Source organism: Streptomyces sp. NPDC052036 (genome assembly GCF_040680495.1).
Classification (GTDB): Bacteria; Actinomycetota; Actinomycetes; order Streptomycetales; family Streptomycetaceae; genus Streptomyces.
Genome location: NZ_JBFAWW010000006.1, coordinates 253,805 through 280,312, shown reverse-complemented (window position 1 = coordinate 280,312; position 26,508 = coordinate 253,805). Strand labels below are relative to the sequence as shown.

General features: G+C 72.6%; 23 protein-coding genes and 1 pseudogene. 21 read left to right on the top strand and 3 right to left on the bottom strand.

The window, feature by feature from the left end:
* The first annotated feature begins 838 nt into the window (after positions 1-838).
* From AB0L95_RS12470 to AB0L95_RS12380, 19 genes and pseudogenes are all read left to right on the top strand, one after another.
* The gene (locus AB0L95_RS12470) at positions 839-1,393 is read left to right on the top strand and encodes a DUF2617 family protein (RefSeq protein ID WP_365160979.1); all 555 of its coding nucleotides are present in this window, start codon (positions 839-841) and stop codon (positions 1,391-1,393) included.
* A 64-nt stretch (positions 1,394-1,457) separates the two neighbouring features.
* The gene (locus AB0L95_RS12465) at positions 1,458-3,113 is read left to right on the top strand and encodes a polyamine aminopropyltransferase (protein WP_365160978.1); all 1,656 of its coding nucleotides are present in this window, start codon (positions 1,458-1,460) and stop codon (positions 3,111-3,113) included.
* A 79-nt stretch (positions 3,114-3,192) separates the two neighbouring features.
* The gene (locus AB0L95_RS12460) at positions 3,193-4,143 is read left to right on the top strand and encodes an SRPBCC family protein (protein WP_365160976.1); all 951 of its coding nucleotides are present in this window, start codon (positions 3,193-3,195) and stop codon (positions 4,141-4,143) included.
* Between the two features lie 45 nt (positions 4,144-4,188).
* A complete protein-coding gene (locus AB0L95_RS12455; protein ID WP_365160974.1) occupies positions 4,189-4,977 on the top strand; it encodes an aldose 1-epimerase in 789 nt (262 codons plus the stop codon).
* A 9-nt stretch (positions 4,978-4,986) separates the two neighbouring features.
* Positions 4,987-5,535 carry an orotate phosphoribosyltransferase gene (pyrE, locus tag AB0L95_RS12450; protein ID WP_365160973.1) on the top strand — a complete coding sequence of 183 codons (549 nt, stop codon included), beginning with the start codon at positions 4,987-4,989 and terminating at the stop codon, positions 5,533-5,535.
* 139 nt (positions 5,536-5,674) lie between these two features.
* A complete protein-coding gene (gene fbaA / locus AB0L95_RS12445; RefSeq protein WP_365160971.1) occupies positions 5,675-6,706 on the top strand; it encodes a class II fructose-bisphosphate aldolase in 1,032 nt (343 codons plus the stop codon).
* 99 nt (positions 6,707-6,805) lie between these two features.
* The gene (locus AB0L95_RS12440) at positions 6,806-8,308 is read left to right on the top strand and encodes an MFS transporter (protein WP_365160969.1); all 1,503 of its coding nucleotides are present in this window, start codon (positions 6,806-6,808) and stop codon (positions 8,306-8,308) included.
* Positions 8,309-8,396: 88 nt separating this feature from the next.
* Positions 8,397-8,810 (top strand): DUF3151 domain-containing protein, encoded by a 414-nt coding sequence (locus tag AB0L95_RS12435; protein WP_365160967.1) that lies wholly within the window; start codon positions 8,397-8,399, stop codon positions 8,808-8,810.
* 251 nt (positions 8,811-9,061) lie between these two features.
* The gene (locus tag AB0L95_RS12430) at positions 9,062-9,910 is read left to right on the top strand and encodes a tryptophan 2,3-dioxygenase family protein (RefSeq protein WP_365160965.1); all 849 of its coding nucleotides are present in this window, start codon (positions 9,062-9,064) and stop codon (positions 9,908-9,910) included.
* On the top strand, positions 9,903-11,096 hold the full coding sequence (kynU, locus tag AB0L95_RS12425; protein WP_365160964.1) for a kynureninase: 1,194 nt from the start codon (positions 9,903-9,905) through the stop codon (positions 11,094-11,096). The genes AB0L95_RS12430 and kynU overlap by 8 nt, the downstream gene beginning before the upstream one ends.
* A gap of 188 nt (positions 11,097-11,284) precedes the next feature.
* Positions 11,285-12,211: an alpha/beta hydrolase gene (locus tag AB0L95_RS12420; RefSeq protein WP_365160962.1), complete on the top strand. Its 927-nt coding sequence runs from the start codon at positions 11,285-11,287 to the stop codon at positions 12,209-12,211.
* 148 nt (positions 12,212-12,359) lie between these two features.
* Entirely contained in the window at positions 12,360-13,430 is a 1,071-nt protein-coding gene (locus AB0L95_RS12415) for an alpha/beta hydrolase (protein WP_365160961.1), read from the top strand.
* A 61-nt stretch (positions 13,431-13,491) separates the two neighbouring features.
* The gene (locus AB0L95_RS12410; RefSeq protein ID WP_365160959.1) at positions 13,492-14,694 is read left to right on the top strand and encodes an acyltransferase; all 1,203 of its coding nucleotides are present in this window, start codon (positions 13,492-13,494) and stop codon (positions 14,692-14,694) included.
* On the top strand, positions 14,691-16,049 hold the full coding sequence (locus tag AB0L95_RS12405; protein WP_365160957.1) for a sensor histidine kinase: 1,359 nt from the start codon (positions 14,691-14,693) through the stop codon (positions 16,047-16,049). The genes AB0L95_RS12410 and AB0L95_RS12405 overlap by 4 nt, the downstream gene beginning before the upstream one ends.
* Entirely contained in the window at positions 16,046-16,717 is a 672-nt protein-coding gene (locus AB0L95_RS12400) for a response regulator transcription factor (protein WP_365160955.1), read from the top strand. Before AB0L95_RS12405 ends, AB0L95_RS12400 begins: the two co-directional genes overlap by 4 nt.
* Positions 16,718-16,829: 112 nt before the next feature.
* Complete coding sequence (locus AB0L95_RS12395) at positions 16,830-18,176, top strand: histidine kinase (protein WP_365160953.1); 1,347 nt, start codon at positions 16,830-16,832, stop codon at positions 18,174-18,176.
* Complete coding sequence (locus AB0L95_RS12390; protein WP_365160951.1) at positions 18,173-18,847, top strand: response regulator transcription factor; 675 nt, start codon at positions 18,173-18,175, stop codon at positions 18,845-18,847. The genes AB0L95_RS12395 and AB0L95_RS12390 overlap by 4 nt, the downstream gene beginning before the upstream one ends.
* A 56-nt stretch (positions 18,848-18,903) precedes the next feature.
* Positions 18,904-20,124 (top strand): cytochrome P450, encoded by a 1,221-nt coding sequence (locus tag AB0L95_RS12385; RefSeq protein WP_365160949.1) that lies wholly within the window; start codon positions 18,904-18,906, stop codon positions 20,122-20,124.
* Between the two features lie 87 nt (positions 20,125-20,211).
* Positions 20,212-20,802 (top strand): annotated as a pseudogene (locus AB0L95_RS12380) (Uma2 family endonuclease).
* An 8-nt stretch (positions 20,803-20,810) separates the two neighbouring features.
* Here the strand turns inward: AB0L95_RS12380 and AB0L95_RS12375 are convergent.
* Complete coding sequence (locus AB0L95_RS12375; RefSeq protein ID WP_365160947.1) at positions 20,811-22,421, bottom strand: ABC transporter permease; 1,611 nt, start codon at positions 22,419-22,421, stop codon at positions 20,811-20,813.
* Positions 22,418-23,383, bottom strand: a complete 966-nt coding sequence (locus AB0L95_RS12370) for an ABC transporter ATP-binding protein (protein ID WP_365160945.1) — start codon at positions 23,381-23,383, stop codon at positions 22,418-22,420. Before AB0L95_RS12370 ends, AB0L95_RS12375 begins: the two co-directional genes overlap by 4 nt.
* Before the next feature lie 101 nt (positions 23,384-23,484).
* On the opposite strand from AB0L95_RS12370, the gene AB0L95_RS12365 reads away from it, so the two are divergent.
* Positions 23,485-23,982: a MarR family transcriptional regulator gene (locus AB0L95_RS12365; RefSeq protein WP_365160944.1), complete on the top strand. Its 498-nt coding sequence runs from the start codon at positions 23,485-23,487 to the stop codon at positions 23,980-23,982.
* Between the two features lie 25 nt (positions 23,983-24,007).
* Here the strand turns inward: AB0L95_RS12365 and AB0L95_RS12360 are convergent, their stop codons facing one another.
* Positions 24,008-24,859 (bottom strand): diacylglycerol kinase family protein, encoded by an 852-nt coding sequence (locus tag AB0L95_RS12360; RefSeq protein WP_365160942.1) that lies wholly within the window; start codon positions 24,857-24,859, stop codon positions 24,008-24,010.
* Between the two features lie 195 nt (positions 24,860-25,054).
* Here AB0L95_RS12360 and AB0L95_RS12355 point away from each other — a divergent pair, with 195 nt between their 5' ends.
* On the top strand, positions 25,055-26,338 hold the full coding sequence (locus tag AB0L95_RS12355) for an adenylosuccinate synthase (RefSeq protein WP_365160940.1): 1,284 nt from the start codon (positions 25,055-25,057) through the stop codon (positions 26,336-26,338).
* Positions 26,339-26,508 lie beyond the last annotated feature (170 nt).

Below are 26,508 nucleotides of genomic sequence, written 5' to 3'. Positions count from 1 at the left end.
CGGCGGCCCGGGGCACGGGGTCGCGTGGCTTCTCGCGGAGCAGCAGTGGCAGCGACAGCAGCTGGTGGGCCGCCGGATCAGGCGGCGACTCCTCGTCGGGCGGTCACCATTCCGGGGGGCACCACTCCTGCGGCGGCCACTCCTGCGGCGGCCACTCATCGTGCGGGTCGTCGTGCGGCGGGGGCGGGTGCGGGGGAGGGAACTGACGAGGGGGCGGTTGTCGGGGGCGGCTGCCGGGGGGCACGGCTCACGGGGGTGCGGTTGTCGGGCGCCGCTCAGGGGAGGGCGCGGTCCGCGGGGGCGCGGCCGGCCGGAGGGACCGGGCGGCACGGGGGAGGCCGGTCATCCGGGGGGCGCACTTCTGGATCGCGTGCGCCCGTCGGGATCTTCTTCCGGCGGGCGCACGGCATGGGGAGCGTCGATGGAAGTGGCGTGAGTGGCCCGAGAGGGAATCACTCGACCGAGGGAGCGCGCGGATGCTTGACGTCCGTATCGCGTTCCGCCGCGCGCCCGGACGGGGGCCGCGGAGGCGCATATGTCAGCCGCGCCAATGCCCCTGGCGTACGCCGTAGTTGAACAGATGCGCTGTGGAGCCCTCGGGGGGATGGAAACCGGGCGGTCTTGGGTAAAAACGCTGTGGCGACGCCACAGTTCATGATTCCCTCTCAACCACCGAAGCAGCCCGCGGACGCCCTTCGGACACCTGTGCCGCAAGCGTCCTCCCCACCGGGCCGACCGGGCGTACCACCCGACTGGCCGGGCCGGCCTCGTCCGCCGACGCCATGACCGGGGTGCGCCGGACCCCACTTCTCACTTTGCGTGCTAGCGGAGCCGATCCATGCTCACGACCCTGAACACCTCCTACACCGACACGCGTGCGGCTGACCTCGCCTGGACCCTGGGCCGCGAGCCGCTGCCCGCGCTCGCCACACTCGACCTCGAACTGTCCGGTACGAGCCTGCAGTTGAGATTGCTCGGCGCGTCCCACCAGGTACTTCTCGAGGAGGAGCGGGGCATCTGTTCGGAGACGGTGGCGTGCATCGCGGGTTCCAGCGCCCCGCTGCCGCTGGGCGTGGCCAAACGGGTCGACGACTGGGAGTACGAGTTCGCGGCCCGCATCGAGGTCCTCTCCCCCCGTTCCTTCACGGCCCGCGCCCAGGAGCTGCTGGCCCTGGTCTCCGACCATCCCCATGGCCTGGCCGGAGTCTTTCCCGGCAGCCCGCACGCGTTCACGGCGATGCTGGCCCAGCACCACGAGGGCCAGGTCCACTGGCGCACCTGGCACGCGTACCCGCAGGACGGCCAGTTGGTGGCGACCCGGACCCGGGTCGGGGTGCGGACACCGGCGGCGCGGACCGAAGACCGCTCCCGGCTCAGCCCCTCCGGGGTGTGAGGAGGCGGCAGTTCCACACGTGTGGGTGACAAAGCCCGCCACGACCCTGACGTAGCGTTCCCACGTGATCGAACCGCACGCGCCCGCACCACCCGGCCTACCGCGCTCCTGGAGCGAGGGCGGCACGGCCCAGGCGCGGCTGCCCGTACGCCCCGGCACCGGACGGTTCCTCGTCCTCGTCGGCGTGTTCGTCTGCGCGGCCTGCGGACTCGTGTACGAACTCGAACTCGTCGCCCTCGCCTCGTACTTGATCGGTGACTCCGTCACCCAGGCCTCCGTCGTGCTCTCCGTGATGGTCTTCGCGATGGGCATCGGCTCGCTCGCCGCGAAGCGGCTCCGCTTCCGTGCCGCCGCCGGTTTCGGCGCGGTGGAGGCGGTGCTCGCGCTGGTCGGCGGTTCGAGCGCCATGGCCCTCTACGCGGTCTTCGCCTGGACCGGTGACTGGGGCGGCGTCTGGTCCGGCGGCCCGCGCTGTCTGCTGGTCGGCTTCTCGCTCGCGATCGGCCTGCTGATCGGTGCCGAGGTGCCCCTGCTGATGGAGCTGATCCAGCGCATCCACCGCCAGGACCCGGGCGGCGCGGTCGCGGACCTCTTCGCCGCGGACTACGTGGGCGCGCTGGTCGGCGGCCTCGCCTTCCCCTTCCTGCTGCTCCCGCAGCTCGGGCAGCTCACGGGCGCCCTGCTCACCGGGGCGGTCAACGCGGTCGCGGGCGGTGCCCTGGTCCTCGGGCTGTTCCGGCGGGACCTGAGCCGCCGCGGCCGCTGGCTGCTGCTGGCCGCCAACGTCGCCGTGCTGGCGCTGCTCGGTACGGCCGCCGCCCTGGTGGGCGACTTCGAACGGGCCGCCCGCCACGCGGTCTACGGGGACCACGTCCGGGTCGCGGTGCGCAGCGGCGTCCAGGAGACGGTGCTCACCGGCGGCACCCGGGGCCGCCCCCTGGACCTCTTCCTCGACGGCCGGCTGCGGGTGGACGGCAGCGACGAGCGCCTCTACCACCAGGCGCTCGTGCACCCCGCGATGGACGGCGGACCGCACGCGCGCGTGCTGGTCCTCGGCGGCGGCGACGGCCTCGCGGTGCGCGAGGTGCTGCGCCGGCCGGGGGTGCTCCGGGTCGACGTGGTCGAACCGGATCCGGCGGTGGTCCGGCTGGCCCGCCGGGACCGCGCCCTGTCCGCGCTGAACGGCCACGCCTTCGCGGACCCCCGGGTCCGGGTGCGCACGGCGGACCCGTTCTGCTGGCTCAGGCGCACCCGGGGGACGTACGACGTGGTGATCGCGGACCTCCCGGACCCCGGCATCGCGGCGAGCACGAAGGTGTACTCACAGGAGTTCTACGGGCTGGCCCGCCGCGTCCTCGCGCCGGACGGCCGGCTGGTGGTGCACGCGGGCCCGGTGAGCTCCCGCCCGCGCGCCTTCTGGACGGTCGAGGCGACGGTCCGGGCGGCGGGTCTGCGCACGGTCCCGTACCGCGTCGCCGCCGGGGCGTCCGCGGGCGGCGCGGACGGTACCGGGCGCCCCACGGGCCTGTCCCAGGCCCCGCGCGACTGGGGTTTCGTGCTCGCGGCTCCCGCCCGCCCGGTGCTGACCCTGGACCCGCGCGTGCCGCTGCTGCCGGCGCTGAACCAGGCCTCCCTGCGGGCGGACGCCCGGGACGCGGCGCGCACCCGGCCGCCGGACCTGCCGCCCTCGACCCTGCTGCACCCTCGGTACACGCGCTGAGCCCCCCGGTCCCTCCTTGCGGTGTGAATCCCGGGATGTACGGGTGCGGTTCGGGTCCTGCTGGGTAGGCTCGGGGGACATGGAGCATGAGGTGTTCGTTCCGGTTCCTGCCGATCGGCTCCGCCAGGCGTTGGCGGACCCCGCGCGGGTGGCTCGCGCGATCCCCGGCCTGCAACAGGACGCCGGCACGGACCCCGTGGCCGGCCGTCTGAAGGTAAGGATCGGCGGCCACACGATCACCTACCGCGGCACGCTGCGGATCGCGGCGCGGGACGACGGCTCGTACCTGGTGGAGGGCGAGGCCACGGAGGCCCGCGGCACCGGCGCGATGAAGCTGTCCCTGTCCCTGCGGCTGCGCCCGGCCGAGGGCGGGACCACGGTCGTGTTCACGGGAGGAGCCACGGGGGACGGCCGGATCGCGGAACTGCCCGCGGACGCGGTGACGTCGGCGGGGACCCGGCTGCTGGGCAGGAGCGCGGAGAACCTGGCCGAGGCGGTCTCCTCGGGATTCGGCGTGGAGGAGTTCGAGGAGCCGGGCAAGGGTGTGTCCCCGAAGGCGGCGGATTCCACGGATTCGATGGATTCCACGGATCCCACGGGTCCCAAGGATTCCACCGGCCCCACGGATCCGACGCCTCCCGCGTCGCCCTCGGCCCCTGTGCCTCCCGCGTCCCCAGCGCCCCCAGCGTCTCCCTCCACTCCTTCCTCCCCTTCCTCCCCCTCGGTCCACGACGCCGACATCCCCCCGTCGTCCCTCGACCCCTTCGCGGACGACGACGCCGGCTTCGCCGACGACGAGCCCGGTTTCGAGGGCGACGACGAGCCTCCGGCCGAGGCGGCGCACGCCCGGCGCACGATGATCGGCCGCAGCGCCGAGGAGGTCGACCACGCGCCCCCGCGCGGGCGTTACGCGCCCGTTCCGGCCCCGGAGACCGCGACGGCCACCACCCTCCGTTGGGCGGCCCCGGCAGCGGCCCTGCTCGTGGCCTCGGCCGTCGTGGCGGGCCGCCTGCTGCGCCGCCGCCGCTGACCGGCGACGGCATGTCCTCTTGATCGGGGAAGTAGGGTCGGCCTCGTGAGTAACGACGAGATCACGTTGGCCGCGGGAGACGCGGAAGTCGTACTGGCGCCGGAGAACGGCGGGCGGGTGCAGAGCCTGCGCGTCGGCGGTGCGGAGCTGCTGCGGCAGGGCGAGCGGTACGGGTGCTTCCCGATGGTCCCCTGGTGCGGACGCATCCGGGACGGCATGTTCCGCGACGGCGGCACGGTCCACCAGATGCCCCTCAACGCCCCGCCGAACGCCATCCACGGCACCGCGCGGAACGGCGCCTGGCGCGTGGCGCGCGCCGAGCAGTCCGAGGCCGTCCTCACCTACGACCTGGTCGCCCCCTGGCCCTACCCCGGCCGGGTCACCCAGCTCGCCTCGCTCACCGCCGACGCGCTCACGCTGACCATGTCGGTGGAGACGTACGACTCCTCGTTCCCGGCCCAGGTCGGCTGGCACCCGTGGTTCAACCGCAGTCTCGGCGGCGAGGACGCGCGCCTCGACTTCGCGCCCGCCTGGCAGGAGGAGCGCGGCGAGGACCACCTGCCCACCGGCAACCGCATCGACCCGAAGCCCGGCCCCTGGGACGACTGCTTCGGCATGCCCGGCGGCGTCGACGTCACCCTCACCTGGCCGGGGCAGCTGGAACTGCGGGTCACCAGCCGCGAGGAGTGGGTCGTCGTGTACGACGAGCAGCCGGAGGCGGTGTGCGTGGAACCGCAGACCGGCCCGCCGAACGGCCTCAACACCCTTCCGCGCCTGGTCACCCCCATCGAGCCGCTGGAGGCCACGACGACCTGGACGTGGCGCCGCCCTTAAGCTGGCGGCATGACTGACGTACGCGGTGAGCTGTTGCAGGAGATCAAGGACAAGGCCGTGGTGCACGGCAAGGTGACCCTGTCGTCGGGCAAGGAAGCCGACTACTACGTCGACCTGCGCCGCATCACCCTCGACGGGGTGGCCGCCCCGCTCGTCGGTCAGGTCATGCTCGACCTGGCCGCCGACCTGGACTACGAGGCGGTCGGCGGCCTGACCCTGGGCGCCGACCCGGTGGCCACCGCGATGCTGCACGCCTCCGCCGCGCGCGGGAAGACGCTCGACGCGTTCGTCGTCCGCAAGGCGGGCAAGGCGCACGGCCTGCAGCGGCGTATCGAGGGCACCGAGGTCGCGGGCCGGCGTGTGCTGGCCGTCGAGGACACCTCCACCACCGGCGGCTCGGTGCTCACCGCCGTCGAGGCGCTGCGGGAGGCCGGTGCCGAGGTCGTCGCGGTCGCCACGATCGTGGACCGGGCGACGGGCGCGGCCGAGGCGATCGCCGAGAAGGCGGGGGTGCCGTACCTGTTCGCGTACTCCAAGGACGATCTGGGGCTGGACTGAGGCAGGGGTTTTCCACAGGCTGGACAGGGTGTCCGATGCATCCGGCTCCGTCTGCAAAGATGGGGCCGACGATGACGTCACCCCCTAGGTCAGGGTCCTCAGCACGCAGAACGCAACCCGCACAACAAGGAGCGGACAGATGCCCATCGCAACCCCCGAGGTCTACAACGAGATGCTCGACCGGGCGAAGGCAGGCAAGTTCGCCTACCCGGCCATCAACGTGACGTCCTCCCAGACCCTGCACGCGGCCCTGCGCGGTTTCGCGGAGGCGGAGAGCGACGGCATCGTCCAGATCTCGACGGGGGGCGCCGAGTTCCTGGGCGGCCAGTACAGCAAGGACATGGTCACCGGTGCCGTGGCCCTGGCCGAGTTCGCGCACATCGTCGCCGAGAAGTACCCGGTCAACATCGCGCTGCACACCGACCACTGCCCGAAGGACAAGCTCGACGGGTATGTCCGCCCGCTGCTGGCGATCTCCGAGGAGCGGGTCAAGGCCGGCCGGAACCCGCTGTTCCAGTCCCACATGTGGGACGGCTCGGCGGAGACCCTCGCCGACAACCTGAAGATCGCCCAGGAGCTGCTGGAGCGCACCCGCGCCGCGAAGATCATCCTTGAGGTGGAGATCACCCCGACCGGCGGCGAGGAAGACGGCGTTACCCACGAGATCAACGACTCCCTCTACACGACGGTCGACGACGCGATCCGCACGGCCGAGGCGCTGGGGCTCGGCGACAAGGGCCGCTACCTGCTGGCCGCGTCCTTCGGCAACGTGCACGGTGTGTACAAGCCGGGCAACGTCGTCCTGCGCCCCGAGCTGCTGAAGGAGCTGAACGAGGGCGTCGCCGCCAAGTACGGCCGCCCCGGCGGCAGCCAGCCGTTCGACTTCGTCTTCCACGGCGGCTCCGGCTCCTCCGAGCAGGAGATCCTGACGGCGCTGGAGAACGGCGTGGTCAAGATGAACATCGACACCGACACGCAGTACGCCTTCACGCGTCCGGTCGCCGACCACATGTTCAAGAACTACGACGGCGTCCTGAAGGTCGACGGCGAGGTCGGCTCCAAGAAGACCTACGACCCGCGCACCTGGGGCAAGGTGGCCGAGGCGGGGATGGCCAAGCGTGTCGTGGAGGCCTGCGGCAACCTCCGCTCGACCGGTAACAAGATCAAGTAACCGGCGCTCTCCGCAGGTTCACCCGGATTTACGACGGGCCCGGTCACCGGGCCCGTCGCCCATCTGGCCCCGGCGCCGCCGACGCGGGATGATCGCTCCATGGCTGTCACCGCACGGCAGGCCCCGGCCATTCGGGTGGGATCCCCGCAGGGCACGTGGATCCTCGTGACGACCGTGCTCGGGTCCAGCATGGCGCTGCTGGACTCCACCGTCGTCAATGTCGCCCTCCCCCGGATCGGCCGCGACTTCGGCGCGAGCCTCGCCACCCTGCAATGGACCGTCAACGCGTACATGGTCACGCTGGCCGGTCTGATCCTCCTCGGCGGCGCCCTCGGCGACCGCTTCGGCCGCCGCAAGGTCTTCGTCCTCGGGGTGGTGTGGTTCGCGACCGCCTCCCTGCTGTGCGGTCTCGCCCCCAGCCCGGGTGTCCTCATCGGCGCCCGCGCGCTCCAGGGCATCGGCGGCGCCCTGCTCACCCCCGGCTCGCTCGCGCTGATCCAGGCATCGTTCCACCCGGACGACCGGGCGCGGGCGGTCGGCCTGTGGTCCGGCTGCGGCGGAATCGGCGCCGCCATCGGCCCGTTCGTCGGCGGCTGGCTGGTGGACGGCCCGGGCTGGCGCTGGGTCTTCCTCCTCAATGTCCCGCTGGCACTGCTCTGTGCGCCCATCGCCCTGAGGCACGTCCCCGAGTCCGCCGACGGAGGCGGCCACGGCCGCTTCGACGCACTCGGTGCCGCGCTCGGTGCCCTGGCCCTCGCCCTGACGACGTACGCCCTCATCGAGGCCCGCTCCGGTTCCCCGGCCGTGCCTGTCCTGGGGGCCGTGGGCGTGGCCGCCGGCATCGCCTTCGTCTACGTCGAGAAGCACCGCGCCGACCCGATGATGCCGCCCGACATCTTCGCCTCCCGCCAGTTCACGGCGGTCAACCTGGTGACCTTCTGCGTCTACGCGGCCTTCGGCGGCTACTTCTTCCTCACCGCCCTCCAGCTCCAGGTGGTGGCGGGCTACTCACCGCTCAGGGCCGGCACGGCACTGCTGCCCACCACCGTCCTCATGCTGCTGTTCTCGGCCCGCTCCGGGGCGCTGGCCGAGCGCATCGGACCGCGCATCCCGCTCACCGTCGGCCCGTTGCTGTGCGCGGCGGGCATGCTGCTGATGCTGCGCGTCGGCAAGAACGCCTCGTACGCGGTGGACGTCCTGCCCGCCCTGCTGGTGATGGGCGCGGGCATGGTCACGCTGGTCGCCCCGCTGACCGCGACCGTGCTCGCCTCGGTCGACACCGCCCGGGCGGGCCTGGCCAGCGGCATCAACAACGCGGCCGCCCGCGCCGCCGGACTGTTCGCGGTGGCCGCGCTGCCGCTGCTGACCGGGATGGGCCCGGAGGCGTACCGCTCGGCGGACGCCTTCGACGCCGCCTTCCGCCGCGCGATGCCGCTGTGCGCGGCCGTCTTGGTGGCCGGCGCGGTGCTCGCCCTTGCGACCGTGCGCCGCCCGGGGGCGGGCTGCCGGCACCCCGAATGCCGTACTCACGGCTGTCTGACGACCCCGCCCCTGGAACCCCCGCGCGAGACCGGCGTCCCCGGTACCGGCGCGGCGACCTGACGGTGTGCCCGTCGACGGCCCACCGCGGCTCTTCGGCGGGGTGCGGGCAGCCGCTGCCGGTCAGGGGCGATGGCGCACACTGGGTCCCATGACCCTTCATGAGAACCTGCTCGGGGGCCCGCCCCCGACCCATCTGCCCGACGACCCGGAGCCGCGCGAACTTCTCGCGAACGGCGTGGCGCCCGCCGAGGTCGCGGCCCGCTACCCGGCCTCCTCGCTCGCCTGGGCCCAGCTGGCCGACGACGCGTTCCAGCGGGACTCGGTCGTCGAGTCGTACGCCTACGCCCGAACGGGCTACCACCGCGGCCTGGACGCCCTGCGCCGCAGCGGCTGGAAGGGCCATGGACCCGTCCCCTGGGAGCACGAGCCGAACCGTGGCTTCCTGCGCGCCCTGCATGCCCTCGCGCGCGCCGCGCACACCATCGGCGAGCAGGAGGAGTACGAGCGTTGCTCGCAGTTCCTGAAGGACTCCTCGCCGACCGCGGCCCAGACGCTCGGCTAGCGGCTCGGGCGTTCGGACGGCGGCTCGGGCTCTCGGCCGGCGGTCCGGGCTCTCGGCCGGCGGCGAAGACCACCCCGGCCGGTGGCGTAGACGACCCGGCCGGTGGCGAAAGAGTGGTAGCGGTCCGCCTGTGACCAGGTGGGCCTTGCGGGGCCCGGGTGCCTCACGCAGGATGCGGGTGGGGACCGGGGCCCCCGTGCCGGCATCGGCAGGGGCGGACCGCTACCCGGAGCACACATCAGGAGACAGCGATGTCCCACCAGGCTCATCGGTCCGAAGTGACTCAGGAGCCCGAGACCCCGCATCTCGACTTCCAGGGCACGACGCCGTACGAGGACTACGTCAAGGCGGACGTGCTCACCCATCTTCAGCAGCCCCTCTCCGACGACCCCGGAGAGATGGTCTTCCTGGTCACCACCCAGGTGATGGAACTGTGGTTCACGGTGATCGTCCACGAGTGGGAGACCGCGGCGCGCGCCCTGCGCGAGGACCGGGTACCGACGGCGATCGACGCGCTGAAGAGGTCCGTACGGGAACTGCACGCCCTGAACGAGTCATGGCGGCCGCTCGCGCATCTGACGCCCGCGCAGTTCAACTCCTACCGCTCCGCTCTCGGCGAGGGCTCCGGCTTCCAGTCGGCGATGTACCGCCGTATGGAGTTCCTGCTCGGCGAGAAGTCCGCGTCCATGCTGGTCCCGCACCGGGGCGCGCCGCGCGTGCACGCCGAACTGGAGAAGGCGCTCCACGAGCCGAGCCTGTACGACGAGGTGCTGCGGCTCCTCGCCCGGCGCGGACACCCGGTCCCGGCCGCGGTGCTGGACCGGGAGGTGTCGCTGCGCTACGAGCCCTCCGAGCAGGTGGAAGCGGTGTGGACCGCTCTGTACTCCGGGGACCCGACGGATGAACTCGCCCGCCTGGGCGAGGTGCTGACCGATGTGGCGGAGCTGGTGTGGCGCTGGCGCAACGACCATCTGCTGGCGACCCGGCGCGCGATGGGCGCCAAGCAGGGCACCGGCGGTTCCGCCGGGGTGGCCTGGCTGGAGAAGCGGGCGCAGAAGAACGTGTTCCCCGAGCTGTGGACGGCACGGTCCCATGTCTGACCTGAGCGAGAAGGCGAAGGACCTGGACGCGACGGACGGCCTGGCCGCACTGCGGGCCGAGTTCGTCCTCGACGAGGTCGTCTATCTGGACGGGAACTCACTGGGCGCACTGCCCGCGGCCGTGCCCGGCCGGCTGGAGGACGTCGTCCGCAGGCAGTGGGGTCGGTTGCGGATCCGCTCCTGGGACGAGAGCGGCTGGTGGACCGCGCCGGAGCGGATCGGCGACCGGATCGCCCCGCTGGTCGGAGCGGCGCCCGGGCAGATCGTGGTGGGCGACTCGACCAGCGTCAACGTCTTCAAGGCGCTGGTGGCGGCCGTGCGCATGGCCGTGCGGGACGGCGACGGCAGGGACGAGATCCTGGTCGACGCGACGACGTTCCCGACGGACGGTTACATCGCCGGGTCGGCGGCGAGGATGACCGGCTGCACCCTGCGCCCGGTGGCCCCGGCCGAGGTACCGGGCGCGCTGACCGAGCGCACCGCGGCGGTGCTGCTGAACCACGTCGACTACCGCACGGGCCGGCTGCACGACCTGCCCGGTCTGACGGCCGCGGTGCACGCGGCGGGCGCGCTGTCGGTCTGGGACCTGTGCCACAGCGCGGGTGCCCTGCCCGTCGGCCTGGACGCGCACGGCGTCGACCTGGCGGTCGGCTGCACCTACAAGTATCTGAACGGCGGCCCGGGCGCACCCGCCTATCTGTATGTGCGGCGGGAGCTGCAGGACCGCTTCGACTCCCCGCTGCCGGGCTGGAACTCGCATGTGGAGCCGTTCGGCATGCACAGCGCGTACGAACCGGCGGCGGGCTCCCCGCGCGGCCGCGTCGGCACCCCGGACATCCTGTCCATGCTGGCCCTGGAGGCGGCCCTCGAGGTGTGGGACGGGGTGTCGGTCGAGGCGGTGCGCGCCAAGTCCCTCGCGCTCACGGACTTCTTCCTGGAGTGCGTGGCGTCGTACGTCCCCGAGGGCCGAGTGGAGTCGCTGACTCCGCGGGCCCATGCGGAGCGCGGCAGCCAGATCGCGCTGCGGTGCGATGAGGCCGGCGACGTCATGAAGCGGCTGATCGAGAGCGGTGTGGTCGGCGACTTCCGCCCGCCGGACGTGCTGCGCTTCGGGTTCACCCCGCTGTACGTGGGCTTCGCGGACGTGGAGCGGGCGGCTCGGGTGCTGGCGGAGGTGGTGTCCTGAGCTCCGGGTGATCACGGCGGCGTGTCCGGGGCCGTGCGGCGGCCCCGGACGGGCATCCCCGCGTCCTCACCGAGCGTGACAACCCCGTGCGTCCGCACGTCACCCGCCTGATACCGTCCCCGCGAACGGCCGAGATTTCCCCGCGGCCACCGCGTACGCATCACGTTTCGCCGCAGAGAGGTTGGAGCATGCCGGACGACGCCGCCCCCCGCGATCCCGCAGAGCCGGAGGACGCGTCCGCTGCGGAGGAGGCGTCCGCCTTCTCGCACCCGCCGGTGGAACCCGATGCGACCGCCGCCTACGGCACCCATCCCGACCAAATGATCGACTTCTACGCGCCCCGGGAGCCGGACCCGGCGGGCCTCGCCCCCCTGGTGGTCGTCCTGCACGGCGGCGCGTGGCGGGCGCCGTACGACCGCCGGCACATCACGCCCTTCGCGGACTTCCTGGCCCGCCGGGGCTTCGCCGTGGCCAACGTCGAGTACCGCAGGGGCGCGCTCATCCCGGCCCAGGCCGAGGGCTTCGACGGCCCGGGCGGCGGTCCGGGACCGGTGGCGGGCCGCTGGCCGGACACCTTCGACGACGTCGCGGCGGCGTTCGACGCGCTTCCGGCGCTCGTACGCGAGGTGCTGCCGCAGGCCGACCAGCGCCGCACGGTGATCACCGGGCACTCCGCGGGCGGCCATCTCGCGCTGTGGGCGGCGGCCCGCCATGTGCTGCCGGCGGACGCCCCCTGGCGCACGGGCGGCCCGGCTCGGCTGCGCGGTGTCGTGGCGCTCGCCCCGATCGCGGACTTCCACGCCGCCGAGAAGCTGGATGTGTGCGGCGGGGCGGCGGTGCAACTCCTCGGCGGGTCAAGCCTGTTCGCCGAGCGGCGGCCGTACGCGGACCCGGCCCTCCTGCTGCCCACCGGCATCGCCACGACCCTCGTCCAGGGCCGCCGGGACATCGTGGTCCCGCTGGCGGTCGCCGAGGCGTACGCGGAGGCCGCGGCGCGGGCGGGCGAGGTCGTGGGCCTCACGCTGCTGGAGGACGTCGGCCACTTCCCGCTGATCGACCCGGCGGCGGACGCGTGCGCGGTGGTGGCGGAGGAGATCGCACAACTGGCGTGGTAGCCCCCGGACCCCGCCCGGGTCGTACCCGTCATACCTGAGAGCCAGTTCCCGGATGGGCTCTCCGGCGTGACGCCGACGACGTATCACGCTCCGTAACTTCCCTCTTGTGACGGCCCGATGAGCGAGCCGCCGGGAGGGGAAGAGCGTCATGGGTGTGCGGGGGAGAGGGGCGTCCGCGGTCGCGTACGCCGACGGGGCGGCTCACGGCGCCAGCGACCGGGACCAGGGCGGGAACGGCCATACGGGCGGGACCGCTCGTCCGGAAAGCCCCGGCCGGCCACCGCTCGGGCGTCTGCGCCGGGCCCTGCTCGCCGTGCTGATCGCCGGGGCCGTCGTGGTGCCTCTGTCGGCCGCCGCGCGCCCCCGGATCCCGGCCCCGCGGCCGGCCGGGCTGGCCCCCCTCTCGACGGTCACGCTCGCCGGGACGTACGAGGCCAACCGCGCCGACGCCGCCGAGGCGTCCCGGATGGCCGCGGCGCACGGCGACCGCGGACGCGCCGAGGTGGACCGCGCCCTCGCCTCCCCCTCCCGTGACCTCCTGGCCTTCGACGGCCGGGGCGGCGGTCGGCTGATCGAGGTCCTCGGCGACCTGACCGCGGCGGAGCACATCGCGGTCCTGGTCCCGGGCTCCGACACCACACTGGACACCTACGCCCGGTTCCGCGCGGGCGCGCTCGCCCTGCATCGCGCGACGGGGCCGCGCACCGCGGTCATCGCCTGGCTCGGCTACGACACGCCCCGCATGCTCAGCACCGCCGCGCTCACCACGGGCCGCGCCGAGCGAGGGGCGCACGGGCTGGACCGGTTCCTGGGCGAACTCCGGTCGGCGGTGGGCCCGTCGCCGGACCTCTCGCTGCTGTGCCACTCCTACGGCACCGTGGTCTGCGCCCGGGCGGCGGCCACCGCGGATGTCCAGGACATCGCCCTGGTGGGCAGTCCCGGCACGGGGGCGGACTCCGCCGCCGCTCTGCACACCCGGGCCCGCATCTGGGCGGCCCGCGGCGACTGCGACTGGATCGCTGACGTGCCCCATGTGCGCACCGGCCTGTTCGGCACGGCCGTCGGCTTCGGCACCGATCCGGTGTCCCCGGCCTACGGCGCCCGTGTCTTCGCCGCGGGCGGCGGCGGCCACAGCGACTACTTCGCCCCCGGTTCGGTCTCCCTGGCCAACCTGGCCCGGATCGTGCTCGGCAGGGCGTCGGAGGTGACCCATGCGTGAGCGGACGCCACAGAAGCCGACGGCACAGAAGCCGACGCCACAGAAGATGACGGCACGGAAGATGACGGCACGGAAGATGACGGTGCCGGGCCGTGTGCGTGCCCTCGCACACCGGTCGGCCGCCGCCACTCCCCCCGAGCGGGACCGCGCGGTCGACGCCCTGCGGGCCCTCGCGATCCTCGGTGTCGTCCTCGGCCACTGGCTGGTGACGGCCCTGGTCGCGGACGGCGGTGCGCTGCGCACCGCGAGCCCGCTGCACTTCATGCCCTGGCTGGCCCCCATCTCCTGGGTCTTCCAGACACTCGCCGTGTTCTTCCTGGTGGGCGGCCATGTGGCGACGAAGGGCCTGGCGTCGGCACGCGCCCGGGGTGTCTCCTACGGGCAGTGGCTGCGCGCCCGGCTGGCCCGGCTGTTCCGGCCCGCCCTGGCCCTGGTGGCCCTGTGGACGGTGGCGGCCTGCGCCCTGCTCGCGGGCGGTGCCGACGCCGGGACCGTGCACACCCTGGTGAAGCTGGCCCTGTCCCCGCTGTGGTTCCTGCTGGTCCTCGCGGCCCTGACCGTGGCGACCCCGTGGGTCGGGCGCCTCAACCCGCTGTGGCCGCTGGCCGTCGTTCTCCATGTGGACCTTCTTCGGTTCGGACTCGGCGGCCCCGGCTGGCTGGGCTGGGTGAACCTGCCGGCGGGCTGGCTCGTGCCGTACACGCTGGGCGCGGCCTGGACGCGCGGTGAACTGGACGGCCGCCGCGCGGGCTGGGTGCTGCTGACGGGGGGTGCGGCGGCGACGGCGGGGCTGGTGGCGTGGGCCGGGTACCCGGCGTCGATGGTCGGCGTGCCCGGCGCCCCGGTCTCCAACCTCGACCCGCCGACCCTGGCCGCGGTCACCTTCGGCATGGCCCAGTGCGGGCTGGCGCTGCTGCTGCGGACGCGGCTGCGCCGGGCGATGCGCCGGCCGGTCGCCTGGGCGGCGGTGGCCCTGGTGAACCTCTCCGCGCTGACGATATTCCTGTGGCACCAGACGGCCCTGATGGCGACCACCGCGACCGGGCTTCTCGTCGGCCGCCTGCCGGGGCTGCACACCGTCCCGGACGACCTGGCCTGGGCGGCGGCCCGCCTGGCCTGGCTCCCGGTGTTCGCGCTCGTCCTCACGGCGTGCTGGGCGGCCTTCCACGCCTGCGAACAGCGCGCCGGCCGGCGCGCTTCCCGCGTGATCCGGTCCCACCGGCCCGGGACGGCCCGCACCCCAGGTCCTAGGGTGGGCGCGTGAGACGAGGGGGGAACCGCGTCCGGCGAGGGCTGCGGGTGCTGCGCGACGACCTGTGGACCGTGCGGGCGGATCCGCTGCCCCCGTCCGTCTGGCTGCGCTGGGTGCCGCACGGAATCGTGTGGCTGGCCGCGTTCGGGGTCCTGATCGGCGCCGTGGCCCAGTTCCGGGAGAACGGCCATGTGGCCTCCGGATTCGCCTTCCTGCTCGGGGTCGGCCAGAGCGGGGCGATGGTGCTGGCCCTGTGGCGGCCGATCCCGGCGTGGTGGCTGTCGATGACGGCGACGCTGCTCGGGGCGGTCGCGGTGCACGGCCCGTTGCTCGCCGGCCAGGCGAAGGACTTCACCTGGCCGTGGACCGCGGCCGGGATCATCGCCCATCTGTTCGTGCTGCTGCTGCTCGCCCTGAGGGTCCGCACCCGCGTCACCGCGGAGGCGCTGGCCCTGACCGTACTGGTCACCTATGTCCTCCAGGGCCTGTGGGGCGCGGCGAACTACCAGTCCACCGGTGTGCTCACGGTGGTGCTGTCCGCGGTCGTGGTGGTGCTGGGCAGCGCACTGCGGGGCCGCCGTGAGGCCCGCGCGGAGCTGGTGCAGCAGACGACGCTCACCGCGGAGGAGCGGGCCCGCCGCACCCTGCTGGAGGAGCGCAGCCGCATCGCCCGTGAACTGCACGACGTGGTGGCCCACCACATGTCGGTCATCTCCATCCAGGCGCAGGTGGCCGCGCATCTGACGGAGAACCCCTCCGACGAGCTGACGGAGAACCTCGCGGGCATCCGGCAGAACGCCCTGGAGGCCCTCGCCGAACTGCGCCGGGTGCTCGGCGTGCTGCGCTCGGCCGACCCCGAGGCCCCCTACGGCCTCGGGGAGTCGGGCACCCGAGCCGCCCCGCAGGCCCCGCAGCCCACCCTCGACCGACTCGACGCCCTGGTGGAGAACACCCGGGCTGCCGGACTCGCGGTCACCATGGACATCAGCGACGCACGGCACACAGTGCAGCCGTATCCGCCCGGGGTGGAGCTGTCGGCGTACCGGATCGTCCAGGAGGCGCTGAGCAACGCCCTGCGGCACGCTCCGGGCTCGACGGTCCGCGTGGAAGCGACCCATGTCCCCGACGGGCTGCATCTGAACGTCGTCAACTCCCGCCCGAAGCGCCCCGCCCCGCCGTCCCCGGGCGCCGGGCACGGCCTGCTCGGGATGCGGGAACGGGCGGTGATGCTGGGCGGCTATGTCACCGCGGCCAGGACGTCGCACGGCGGCTTCTCGGTCTCCGCCTTCCTGCCCCGCGACGGCAGCACCCCGCTCACCGACCCCGCGCCAGGTTCACCGCCCCCGACAGGAGAAGAGACCCCATGAGCGGCAGCATCCGGGTACTGATCGCCGACGACCAGACGGTGGTGCGGCAGGGCTTCACCGTGCTGCTCGACGCCCAGCCCGACATCGAGGTCGTCGGACAGGCCGTGCACGGCAGGGACGCGATCGCGAAGGCCGCCGAACTCGCCCCGGACGTCGTACTGATGGACATCCGCATGCCGGAGATGAGCGGCATCGAGGCGACCCGAAGCATCACCGAGGAGAACCCTCATCCCAAGGTGCTGGTGCTCACCACCTTCGACCTCGACGAGTACGTGTACGACGCGCTGCGCGCCGGCGCCGCGGGCTTTCTGCTGAAGGACGCCTCCGCCGACCAACTCGCCGACGCGGTCCGGGTGGTGGCCGCGGGGGACGCGCTTCTCGCGCCCGGGATCACCCGGCGTCTGATCGCGGAGTTCTCCCGCCTCGGCCACGCGCCCCGGACCCCGCTGAAGGACCGCGTCGGCGACCTCACCGAGCGGGAGACGGAGGTCCTCACCCTCATCGCCCAGGGCCTGTCGAACGCGGAGATCGCCGGGCACCTCGTGGTGGCCGAGCAGACCGTGAAGACCCATGTGGGCCGCATCCTGGTGAAGTTGGGACTGCGGGACCGCACCCAGGCGGCGGTGTTCGCCTACGAGTCGGGGCTGGTCCGCCCCTCGGGATACTGACTCCGGCCCCCTGGGCGGAAGCGGGCCCGGCCGCGTAGTACTTGAGACGGATCCCAGAGGACCCCCCTCACTGGTGACGACTGCGCCCCGTGCGCGGGCCTACCGTCGTCACGTGACCGAGACGACCCAGACGCAGACGACGGCGGACGACGCGTTCCGCCCGTACATACCGCGCAGCCCGGAGTACCGGGCGGCCAGGGAGGCCCTGCGCGGGCTGCGGCAGGATCTGTTCCACGACGCGTTCGCCTACCGCCCGCTGCCCCCGAAGAAGGTCGACGGGGCGCGGGGCGGGCGGCTGTCCGGCCGTGTGCGCGCGTACAAGGCGTGGAGCCGGCACATCGTGGTCGGGGCTGCCGGAGCGGCGGCGATGCTGGTCGCCATGGCGAACGGCAACGGGGGCGCGACCGGGCCGCTGTGCGGTCTGTTCGCCCTGGTCCCCGTGCTGCTGACGCTGGTCCGCCCGGTCGGGGCGCTCTGGCTGTCCTTCGCAGCGACCACGGCCTCGTCCGTCCTGAGCTCCTACTGGAGCGCCTGGCCCTGGTCGCCCGGCAGCTTCGTCTCCCATCTGACGGTGCTGACGGTGGTGGCCGCCCGTACCCGGCCGCGTACGGCGGGCTGGATGTGGCTGCTCACCGCGGCCTACGGGTTCGCCGCCCAGGCCGTGTCCGGCTGGGGCCACTACGGCGGCGACACCTCGACCATGCTGGTGCTCTCCGCCCTCGCCCTGCTGGCCGTCACCGTCTGGCACATCCGCCGGGACGCGAAGCAGGAGGTGACCGCCCAGCAGACCGAGACCGCGCACGAGCGCTCCCGGCGCACCCTGCTGGAGGAACGCACCACGATCGCCCGCGAGCTGCACGATGTGGTCGCCCACCATATGTCGGTGGTCGCCATCCAGGCGGAGGCCGCGCCCTACCGGGTGGAGAACCCGCCGCCGGAGCTGGAGAAGGCCTTCGCCACCATCCGGGAGAACGCGGTCGCGGCCCTCACCGAGCTGCGCCGGGTGCTGGGTGTCGTACGGGCGGAGGACTACGAGGCCCCGGACGCCCCGCAGCCCACGCTGGCCGATCTGGACGGCCTGCTGGCGAATGTGCGGGAAGCAGGCCTGACCGTGGACAAGGTGGTCACGGGCGCGGTGCGGGAGCTTCCGCAGGGCGTCGAGCTGTCGGCGTACCGCATCGTCCAGGAGGCCCTCAGCAACACCCTGCGGCACGCACCGGGCGCCACGGCCCGGGTGGAGCTGGGCTATGTTCTCGGCGGACTGGGCCTGCGCATCGTCAACGGTCCGGCGGCGCACATGACACTGAAGAAGTCGACGCACGGCGCGGGTCACGGCATCACGGGCATGCGTGAGCGGGTCTCCATGCTGGGCGGGGAGATGACGGCGGGGGAGACGGACGACGGAGGGTACGAGGTGACGGTGTTCCTGCCGGTGGCCCTGGCGGAGGATGCCGCGTGACCAGTGGCAGCATCCGCGTACTGATCGCCGACGACCAGATGATGGTCCGGGAGGGATTCTCGGTGCTGCTCGGCGCGATGCCGGACATCGAGGTCGTGGGGGAGGCGGTCGACGGCAGGGAGGCCGTCGAGCGGGTCCGCGAACTGGCGCCGGACGTCGTGCTGATGGACATCCGGATGCCGGAGCTGAACGGTATCGAGGCGACCCGGCAGATCGTCGCCGCGGACGGCACGGCGAAGGTGCTGGTGCTGACGACGTTCGACCTGGACGAGTATGTGTACCAGGCGCTGCGGGCGGGGGCCTCCGGCTTTCTGCTCAAGGACGCGTCGGCCCGCCAGCTCGCCGACGGGGTCCGCGTGGTGGCCTCCGGGGAGGCCCTGCTGGCGCCCTCGGTGACCAAGCGGCTGATCGCGGAGTTCGCGAAGCTGTCCGAGAAACCGCGTCTGGGGCCTACCGCGCAGGGGGCGTACGGGGACCTGACCGACCGGGAGACGGAGGTGCTGGTGCTGATCGCGCAGGGCCTGTCGAACGCGGAGATCGCCGAGCGCCTGGTGGTCGCCGAGTCGACGATCAAGACCCATGTGAGCCGCATCCTGGTGAAGCTGGGCCTGCGGGACCGCACCCAGGCGGCGGTGTTCGCGTACGAGGCGAGGCTGGTGACGCCGGGCTGATCCGGCCGGGGGGACACCTCTGGTCAGGGAGGGGCCGGCCGGGCTAGCGTCCGGGCATGGCAGCCCCATCCGACCTCGCGTTCGACCCGTGGGACCCGGCGTTCCTCGCCGACCCGTACCCCGCCTACGCCGAGCTGCGTGCGCTCGGCCGGGTGTTCCACTACGAGCCCACCGACCAGTGGCTGGTCCCGCACCACCCGGATGTGTCGGCACTGCTGCGCGACCGGCGCCTGGGCCGCACGTACCAGCACCGCTTCACCCACGAGGAGTTCGGCCGCACGGCGCCGCCGCCCGAGCACGAACCGTTCCACACGCTCAACGATCACGGCATGCTCGACCTGGAACCGCCGGACCACACCCGCATCCGGCGGCTGGTCTCGAAGGCGTTCACCCCGCGGACGGTGGAGCGGCTGGCACCGTACGTACGGGAGCTGGCCGGCGACCTGGTGTCCCGGCTGGTGCAGGCGGGCGGCGGCGACCTGCTGAGGGATGTCGCCGAGCCGCTGCCGGTCGCGGTGATCGCCGAGATGCTGGGCATCCCGGAGGCGGACCGCGCGCTGCTGCGGCCCTGGTCGGCGGACATCTGCGGGATGTACGAGCTGCATCCGTCGCAGGAGACGGCGCACCGGGCGGTACGGGCGTCGGTCGAGTTCTCCGACTACCTCCGCGAGCTGATCGCGACGCGCCGGAAGGAACCCGGCGAGGACCTGATCTCGGGTCTGATCGCGGCCTACGACGAGGGGGACCGGCTCACCGAGCAGGAGATGATCTCGACCTGTGTGCTGCTGCTGAACGCGGGGCACGAGGCGACGGTGAACGCGACGGTGAACGGCTGGTGGGCGCTGTTCCGCCACCCGGACCAGCTGGCGGCCCTGCGCGCCGACCACTCGCTCGTCCCGTCGGCGGTGGAGGAGCTGATGCGGTACGACACCCCGCTGCAGCTCTTCGAGCGCTGGGTGCTGGACGAGATCGAGATCGACGGCACGACCGTTCCCCGGGGCGCGGAGATCGCGATGCTGTTCGGCTCGGCGAACCACGACCCGGCGGCGTTCGACGCCCCCGAGAAGCTGGACCTGACCCGCCGCGACAACCCGCACATCTCCTTCAGCGCGGGCATCCACTACTGCATCGGCGCACCGCTCGCCCGTATCGAACTGGCGGCGTCGATGACGGCCCTGCTGGAGAAGGCCCCGACACTGCGGCTGGCGGCGGAGCCGCGGCGAAAGCCGAACTTCGTGATCCGGGGGCTGGAGGGGCTGAGCGTGGAGATGGGCTGATCACCCGTTCGGCTGATCATGTGGATGATCCGGGGTCGTGGTCATCGGCAGCTCGGCAAGCTGGTCTGCGCCTGGAAAGGGGGCACCATGACGGTTATGGCAGAGCGCACGGCCCAGATGTCCGTAGAGGAGTTCGAGGAGCTTGCCGCAGTCGTGGCCAAGGAGCTCGACACCGTCAGGTTGGAGTTCATCGACGGACGGATCGGGGTCAAGGGCGTGACGAACGGCAACCACGGCGCGATCACCATGTGGCTGATCCGCCAGTGCATGCGGGCGCGCCCCGACCTCGACCTCAATCCGTTGCAGGGCCTGAAGATGGAGGCCTGCCGCAAGGGCCGGACCCGTCCCGACGGGGTACTTGCCCCGGTCGATCACTTGGTGGGCCAGGGTGACTGGGGCGAGCCCGATGGGGTGCTCATGGCGGTCGAGATCACGTCGTAGGACTCGGACACACATCGGCGCGACCGTGTGGAGAAGCCTCGCGGCTACGCCGAGTCGGGGATCCCGGTCTACTTGCTGATCGACCGGGACAACCACTCCGTCGTCGTGTACAGCGATCCCGACCCGGAGATCGGGTACCGGGGCATCCAAACCGTGAAGTTCGGCGACAGGGTCACGCTCCCCGATCCTGTAGGCATCGACATCGGCACCGAGGAGCTGAAGGCTTACGCCGACTGACGGCACCCTCAGCCGCTCAGGTCCCGCCTCCGCAGCCCCGCCAGCCCCCCGGCCACCAGCACCCCCGCGAGCGCTGTCAGTACGAGCACCGGCGGCCAGCGCATCTCCCCGCCCGGCAGCTTCGGCAGATGGCCGAAGGGGGAGAGGTCCAGCACCGTCTGCGGAAGGTCCAGCGCCGGGCCCACCCAGCCGATCAGCAGTGCCGCGCCCGCCACGCCCCACGCCCCGACCGCGCCCCGCGGCAGCACCCCGTAGAGCAGGACCGCGAGCCCTCCGATCACCCACACCGCCGGGAGCTGCACCAGACAGGCGCCCAGGATCGGGCCGGTCTCCTTGCCGTAGCCCGCCGCGAAGCCCAGGCCCGCCAGCACCATCAGCAGCGCCGCGCCGCCGAAGGCGATCACCAGATGGCCGGCGGCCCACCGCAGCCGTCCCACCGCGTTCGCCAGCACCGCCTCCGCCCGCCCCGAGGTCTCCTCGCCGTTCAGCCGCAGAACCGAGGCGACGATGTACAGGGCCGCGACCAGGCCCATGATGCCCACCATCGCGGCGAGGAACGTGTCCGTCAGCCCCGACTGGCCGCCCATCCGCTCGAAGATCTCGCGGGCCTTGTCGTTGTCGCCGACCAGCTTGGTCGCGCCGTCCGTCATCCCGCCGTAGACGACCCCGGCGAGGAAGAAGCCGATGCTCCAGCCCAGCACACCGCCGCGCTGCAGCCGCCAGGCCAGGGCCGCGGCCGAGCCCAGGCGGCCCGTGGCCGGTCCGGGCCGAGCGGTCAGGAAACCCATGCCGATGTCCCGGCGTCCGGCGAGGGCGTACGCCATCCCGCACTGGACGAGGACCGCCGCGGCGAACAGCGGCAGCACCCACCAGCGTTCGGTGGCGTAGGGGCGCAGATTCTCCAGCCAGCCGAGCGGGGAGAGCCAGGTGAGCACGGACGAGCCGCCGTCCGATCCGGCGTCGCCCGCGGCGCGCAGCACGAACGCCGCGCCGAGCACCGCACCCGTCAGCCCGCGCGCGAGCCGTGCGCTCTCCGTCAGCTGCGCGACGATCGCCGCCGTGGTGGCGAACACCAGCCCCACTCCGGCGACGCCCAGCCCCAGCGCCAGGGCCCCCGCGGCGCCCTGCCCGGCGAGACCGGCGGTGATCATCAGGGCTAGGACGGCGTTCGCGACCGCCGCTGCGAGCAGCGCCGCCGTCAGCGGGGCGCGCCGCCCCACCATCGCCGACGAGATCAGCTCCTGGCGGCCGCTCTCCTCCTCGTCACGGGTGTGCCGTACGACGACGAGCAGGCTCATCACCGCGGCGAGCAGTCCGGCGTAGACGCCGACGCGCCAGGCGGTGAGCGCACCGAGCGACTGGCCGAAGACCGGTCCGATCATGGCGCGCAGCGAGCTGTCGGCGGCCAGCTGGTCCGCCAGATCGGCGCGTTCGGCCGCCGTGCCGTACAGGCCCTTCAGGGTGCCCGGCATCGACAGCACCATCAGGACGTTGACCGCGATCCAGAGGGGGATCATCACCCGGTCCCGGCGCAGGGAGAACCTCAACAGCGCTCCGGTACCGGCCAGTCGGCGCGAGCCCCCGGGCCGTGCCGCGAAAGGCGTCGTCGCGGCGGTCATCGCTCCCCCAGGCTCTGCGCTGCGCTCGTACGGGCGGGTGCTTCCGCTGTCTCCTCGCCGGCGGTCGGTTCGTCCTGGTAGTGGCGCAGGAACAGCTCCTCCAGCGTCGGCGGCGTCGACGTCAGGGACCGCACCCCCGACTCGCTCAGCGAGCGCAGCACCGCGTCCAGCTTGTCCGTGTCGACCTGGAGCCTGACCCGGTGGCCCTGGACGTCCAGGTCGTGGACGCCGGGCAGGCGGGCCAGTCCGTTCGGCGGACCGGCGAGTTCGGCGGTGACGCTGGTACGGGTCAGATGACGCAGGTCGGCGAGCGAGCCGCTCTCGACCGTGCGGCCCTTGCGGATGATGCTCACCCGGTCGCAGAGCTGCTCGACCTCGCTGAGGATGTGCGAGGACAGCAGGACCGTCCGGCCGCGTTCCCGCTCCTCCTCGACGCAGGCCTGGAAGACCTCCTCCATCAGCGGATCGAGGCCCGACGTCGGCTCGTCCAGGATCAGCAGATCGACGTCGGAGGCGAAGGCGGCGATCAGGGCGACCTTCTGCCGGTTGCCCTTGGAGTACGTCCGCCCCTTCTTGGTGGGGTCCAGTTCGAACCGCTCGATCAGCTCCGCCCGGCGCCCCCGGTCCAGGCCTCCGCGCAGCCGGCCGAACAGGTCGATGACCTCACCGCCGGAGAGGTTGCGCCACAGGGTGACGTCCCCGGGGACGTAGGCGATCCGTCGGTGCAGGTCGACGGTGTCCGCCCATGGGTCGCGGCCGAGGACCTGTGCGGCGCCCGAGTCGGCGCGCAGCAGACCCAGCAGGACGCGGATGGTGGTGGACTTCCCGGCGCCGTTCGGGCCGAGGAAGCCGTGGACCTCGCCGGTCCGGACGGCCAGGTCGAGGCCGTCCAGCGCGTGGGTCCTGCCGAACGACTTGTGCAGTCCGGACACCTCGATGGCGAGGTCGGAGCTCTTGGTCATGCTTCGGAAAGTACGCTACTTTCAGAAAATTGTGAAGTTAAGGAATCGTGTAAACGTCGGTAGACTCGGTGGCGGTGCTGACCAGGGGAGATGATCCAGGGATGACGGAACCGCAAGCGGTGGAGCGGGACCCGGAGTCGGTCTCGCGGTTCGTGGAACACTTCGCCGCCCAGCTCGTCGAGGCGGGCATGCCGCGTATGCCGGCCCGGGTCTTCGGCGCGCTGCTCGCCTCCGACGCCGGCACCCTCACCTCCGTGGAGCTGGGGGAGCAGTTGCGGATCAGCCCGGCCGCGGTGTCCGGGGCGGTGCGCTATCTGGCGCAGGTCCATCTGGTGTCACGGGAGCGGGAGCCCGGTTCGCGCCGGGAGCGCTACCGGGTGCACAGCAACCAGTGGTACGAGGCGCTCACCAACCGCGAGGCCCTCATCAAGCGCTGGGAGGAGGCCCTGCGCGAAGGGGTCACGAGCCTGGGCGCCGACACCCCGGCGGGCATGCGACTCGCGGAGACCCTCGCCTTCTTCGAGTTCGTCGAGGGAGAGGTCGAGGCGATGATGGAACGCTGGCGTGTCCACCGGGACAGGACGTTCGGCCGGGACTGAGCGAATCCGATCACAGCGTCGTCGGCTACGAAGAAGTCGGCACCGTGAGCAGCCAGGCCCCCTCCCACACCGTCCACGTCCGACTGCGCACCGGGCCGCTCACCACCGTGTCCGCCCGGTAGCGGAAGTCCGCCCCCGACACCGTCACGGTCCGCCCCCGCGCGGCGAGCGGTGACGCCTCCGCGCCCACCGACACCGGGCGGACCTCCACCACGGCCGCCCCGGAGGAGTCCGGCGTCACCGACACCCCGGCCACCGGCTGGTCCAGATCCACCAGCGTCACCCCGTCGACCTCGACCCGCAGCCGGGACGGTCCGTCCGGGGGCGGGGAGGCGAGCCGGGGCGGGCGGACCAGGGTCCGTACCAGCGACTGCCGCATCCGCAGCCACGGCCGCGCGGACGCGGCCTCCTCGCCGTCGTGCACCCCGTCGCGCTGGGGCGGCACCGACGGCACGGAGGGTATCCGCAGCTCCCCGAGCACCACCCCGTCGCTGTCGTCGGCCAGCAGATCCAGCCGCCGTTCCGCCCCGTCCAGGACGGCCCGGGCCGCCGCCACCGCTCCCGTCGGCACCCCGAGGGTCCGCGCCAGCGACAGCGTGGCCCCGACCGGGACCAGCGACAGGGCCGTGGTACCCAGTTCCCGCCGCCGGTGCAGCAGGGTCACCGCGCGCAGCAGCGCCCGGTCGTCGCCCACCACCACAGGCCGCCGCGAGCCCCGGCGATCCAGGGCCCGGGCGAATTCCTCCGGGCCGTCCGGGAGGCACACCTTCGTCGTCGCACCCGCGCTGAGCACGTCCTTCGCGATCCGTACGGACTCACCGTCGCTGTGACGGGCGACCGGGTCGATGACCACGAGGAGCTGGTCGGAAGTCGCCACCTCGGTCCTGCCTCGCTTCCTCGGGTAGCATCTTTGTGCAAGAGCCCCTTGCGCTATTGCGCCAGGGGCTTCGTCTATTCCGGGGCATCCGGTCCGACGGTTTGCGGCCAACGACGGCCGCGGTGCACACGGCGGTGGACCCTCCGCGTACGCCCCTGACCTTGGACATGCCCCGCCCGGAAGGGGTGTACGCGCGTGCCCGCACTTGTGCTGCTCGGTGCTCAGTGGGGTGACGAGGGCAAGGGGAAGGCCACCGATCTGCTCGGTGGCTCGGTGGATTATGTAGTGCGCTACCAGGGCGGCAACAACGCCGGCCACACGGTTGTCGTGGGCGACCAGAAGTATGCACTCCACCTGCTCCCCTCCGGAATCCTGTCGCCCGGATGTACGCCCGTCATCGGCAACGGCGTCGTCGTCGACCCGTCGGTCCTGCTCTCCGAGCTGAGCGGTCTGAACGAGCGTGGCGTCGACACGTCCAAGCTCCTGATCAGCGGTAACGCGCACGTCATCACGCCGTACAACGTCACCGTCGACAAGGTGACGGAGCGCTTCCTCGGAAAGCGCAAGATCGGCACCACCGGCCGGGGCATCGGCCCGACCTACGCCGACAAGATCAACCGCATCGGCATCCGGGTCCAGGACCTCTACGACGAGTCGATCCTCACCCAGAAGGTCGAGGCGGCCCTGGAGGTCAAGAACCAGGTCCTCACCAAGCTGTACAACCGGCGTGCGATCGCCGTGGACCAGGTGGTCGAGGAGCTGCTCGGCTACGCCGACCAGATCAAGCCCTACGTCGCCGACACGGTCCTGATCCTCAACCAGGCGCTCGACGACGACAAGGTGGTCCTGTTCGAGGGCGGCCAGGGCACCCTGCTGGACATCGACCACGGCACGTACCCCTTCGTCACCTCGTCGAACCCGACCGCGGGCGGCGCCTGCACGGGCTCCGGCGTCGGCCCGACGAAGATCGGCCGGGTCATCGGCATCCTGAAGGCGTACACGACCCGTGTCGGCTCGGGCCCCTTCCCGACCGAGTTGTTCGACGAGGACGGCGAGGCGCTGCGCCGCATCGGCGGCGAGCGCGGTGTCACCACCGGCCGTGACCGCCGCTGCGGCTGGTTCGACGCGGTGATCGCCCGCTACGCGACCCGGGTCAACGGCCTGACGGACTTCTTCCTCACCAAGCTGGACGTGCTGACCGGCTGGGAGCGGATCCCGGTCTGCGTGGCGTACGAGATCGACGGCAAGCGGGTCGAGGAACTGCCCTACTCCCAGACGGACTTCCATCACGCGAAGCCGGTCTACGAGTACCTCCCGGGCTGGCAGGAGGACATCACGAAGGCCAAGACCTTCGCCGACCTGCCCAAGAACGCCCAGGGGTACGTCAAGGCCCTGGAGGAGATGTCGGGCGCCCCGATCTCGGCGATCGGTGTGGGCCCGGGCCGCGACGAGACGATCGAGATCAACTCGTTCCTGTAGGCGCGGAGTCGTATCTCCGTCACGCCCCCGGTGAGGCTTCGGCCGCACCGGGGGCGTGGTCTTTCCATGGGGCATCCTTGACCTGTACATGGGGTCTTGGGGGTTTCGCGCGCAACCGGGGTACCGCAACCATCTACGCGTGTAGTCCAGTAAATCCCCGCACAACACGC

Excerpts from the sequence above, each read along its gene's own strand:
- AB0L95_RS12370 (WP_365160945.1), bottom strand. The coding sequence starts at position 23,383 with ATGACCAAGAGCTCCGACCTCGCCATCGAGGTGTCCGGACTGCACAAG.
- AB0L95_RS12420 (WP_365160962.1), top strand. The coding sequence starts at position 11,285 with ATGCCGGACGACGCCGCCCCCCGCGATCCCGCAGAGCCGGAGGACGCG.
- AB0L95_RS12430 (WP_365160965.1), top strand. The coding sequence starts at position 9,062 with ATGTCCCACCAGGCTCATCGGTCCGAAGTGACTCAGGAGCCCGAGACC.
- kynU (WP_365160964.1), top strand. The coding sequence starts at position 9,903 with ATGTCTGACCTGAGCGAGAAGGCGAAGGACCTGGACGCGACGGACGGC.
- AB0L95_RS12470 (WP_365160979.1), top strand. The coding sequence starts at position 839 with ATGCTCACGACCCTGAACACCTCCTACACCGACACGCGTGCGGCTGAC.
- AB0L95_RS12385 (WP_365160949.1), top strand. The coding sequence starts at position 18,904 with ATGGCAGCCCCATCCGACCTCGCGTTCGACCCGTGGGACCCGGCGTTC.
- pyrE (WP_365160973.1), top strand. The coding sequence starts at position 4,987 with ATGACTGACGTACGCGGTGAGCTGTTGCAGGAGATCAAGGACAAGGCC.
- AB0L95_RS12460 (WP_365160976.1), top strand. The coding sequence starts at position 3,193 with ATGGAGCATGAGGTGTTCGTTCCGGTTCCTGCCGATCGGCTCCGCCAG.
- AB0L95_RS12415 (WP_365160961.1), top strand. The coding sequence starts at position 12,360 with ATGGGTGTGCGGGGGAGAGGGGCGTCCGCGGTCGCGTACGCCGACGGG.
- AB0L95_RS12400 (WP_365160955.1), top strand. The coding sequence starts at position 16,046 with ATGAGCGGCAGCATCCGGGTACTGATCGCCGACGACCAGACGGTGGTG.
- AB0L95_RS12435 (WP_365160967.1), top strand. The coding sequence starts at position 8,397 with ATGACCCTTCATGAGAACCTGCTCGGGGGCCCGCCCCCGACCCATCTG.
- fbaA (WP_365160971.1), top strand. The coding sequence starts at position 5,675 with ATGCCCATCGCAACCCCCGAGGTCTACAACGAGATGCTCGACCGGGCG.
- AB0L95_RS12440 (WP_365160969.1), top strand. The coding sequence starts at position 6,806 with ATGGCTGTCACCGCACGGCAGGCCCCGGCCATTCGGGTGGGATCCCCG.
- AB0L95_RS12410 (WP_365160959.1), top strand. The coding sequence starts at position 13,492 with ATGACGGCACGGAAGATGACGGTGCCGGGCCGTGTGCGTGCCCTCGCA.
- AB0L95_RS12375 (WP_365160947.1), bottom strand. The coding sequence starts at position 22,421 with ATGACCGCCGCGACGACGCCTTTCGCGGCACGGCCCGGGGGCTCGCGC.
- AB0L95_RS12365 (WP_365160944.1), top strand. The coding sequence starts at position 23,485 with ATGACGGAACCGCAAGCGGTGGAGCGGGACCCGGAGTCGGTCTCGCGG.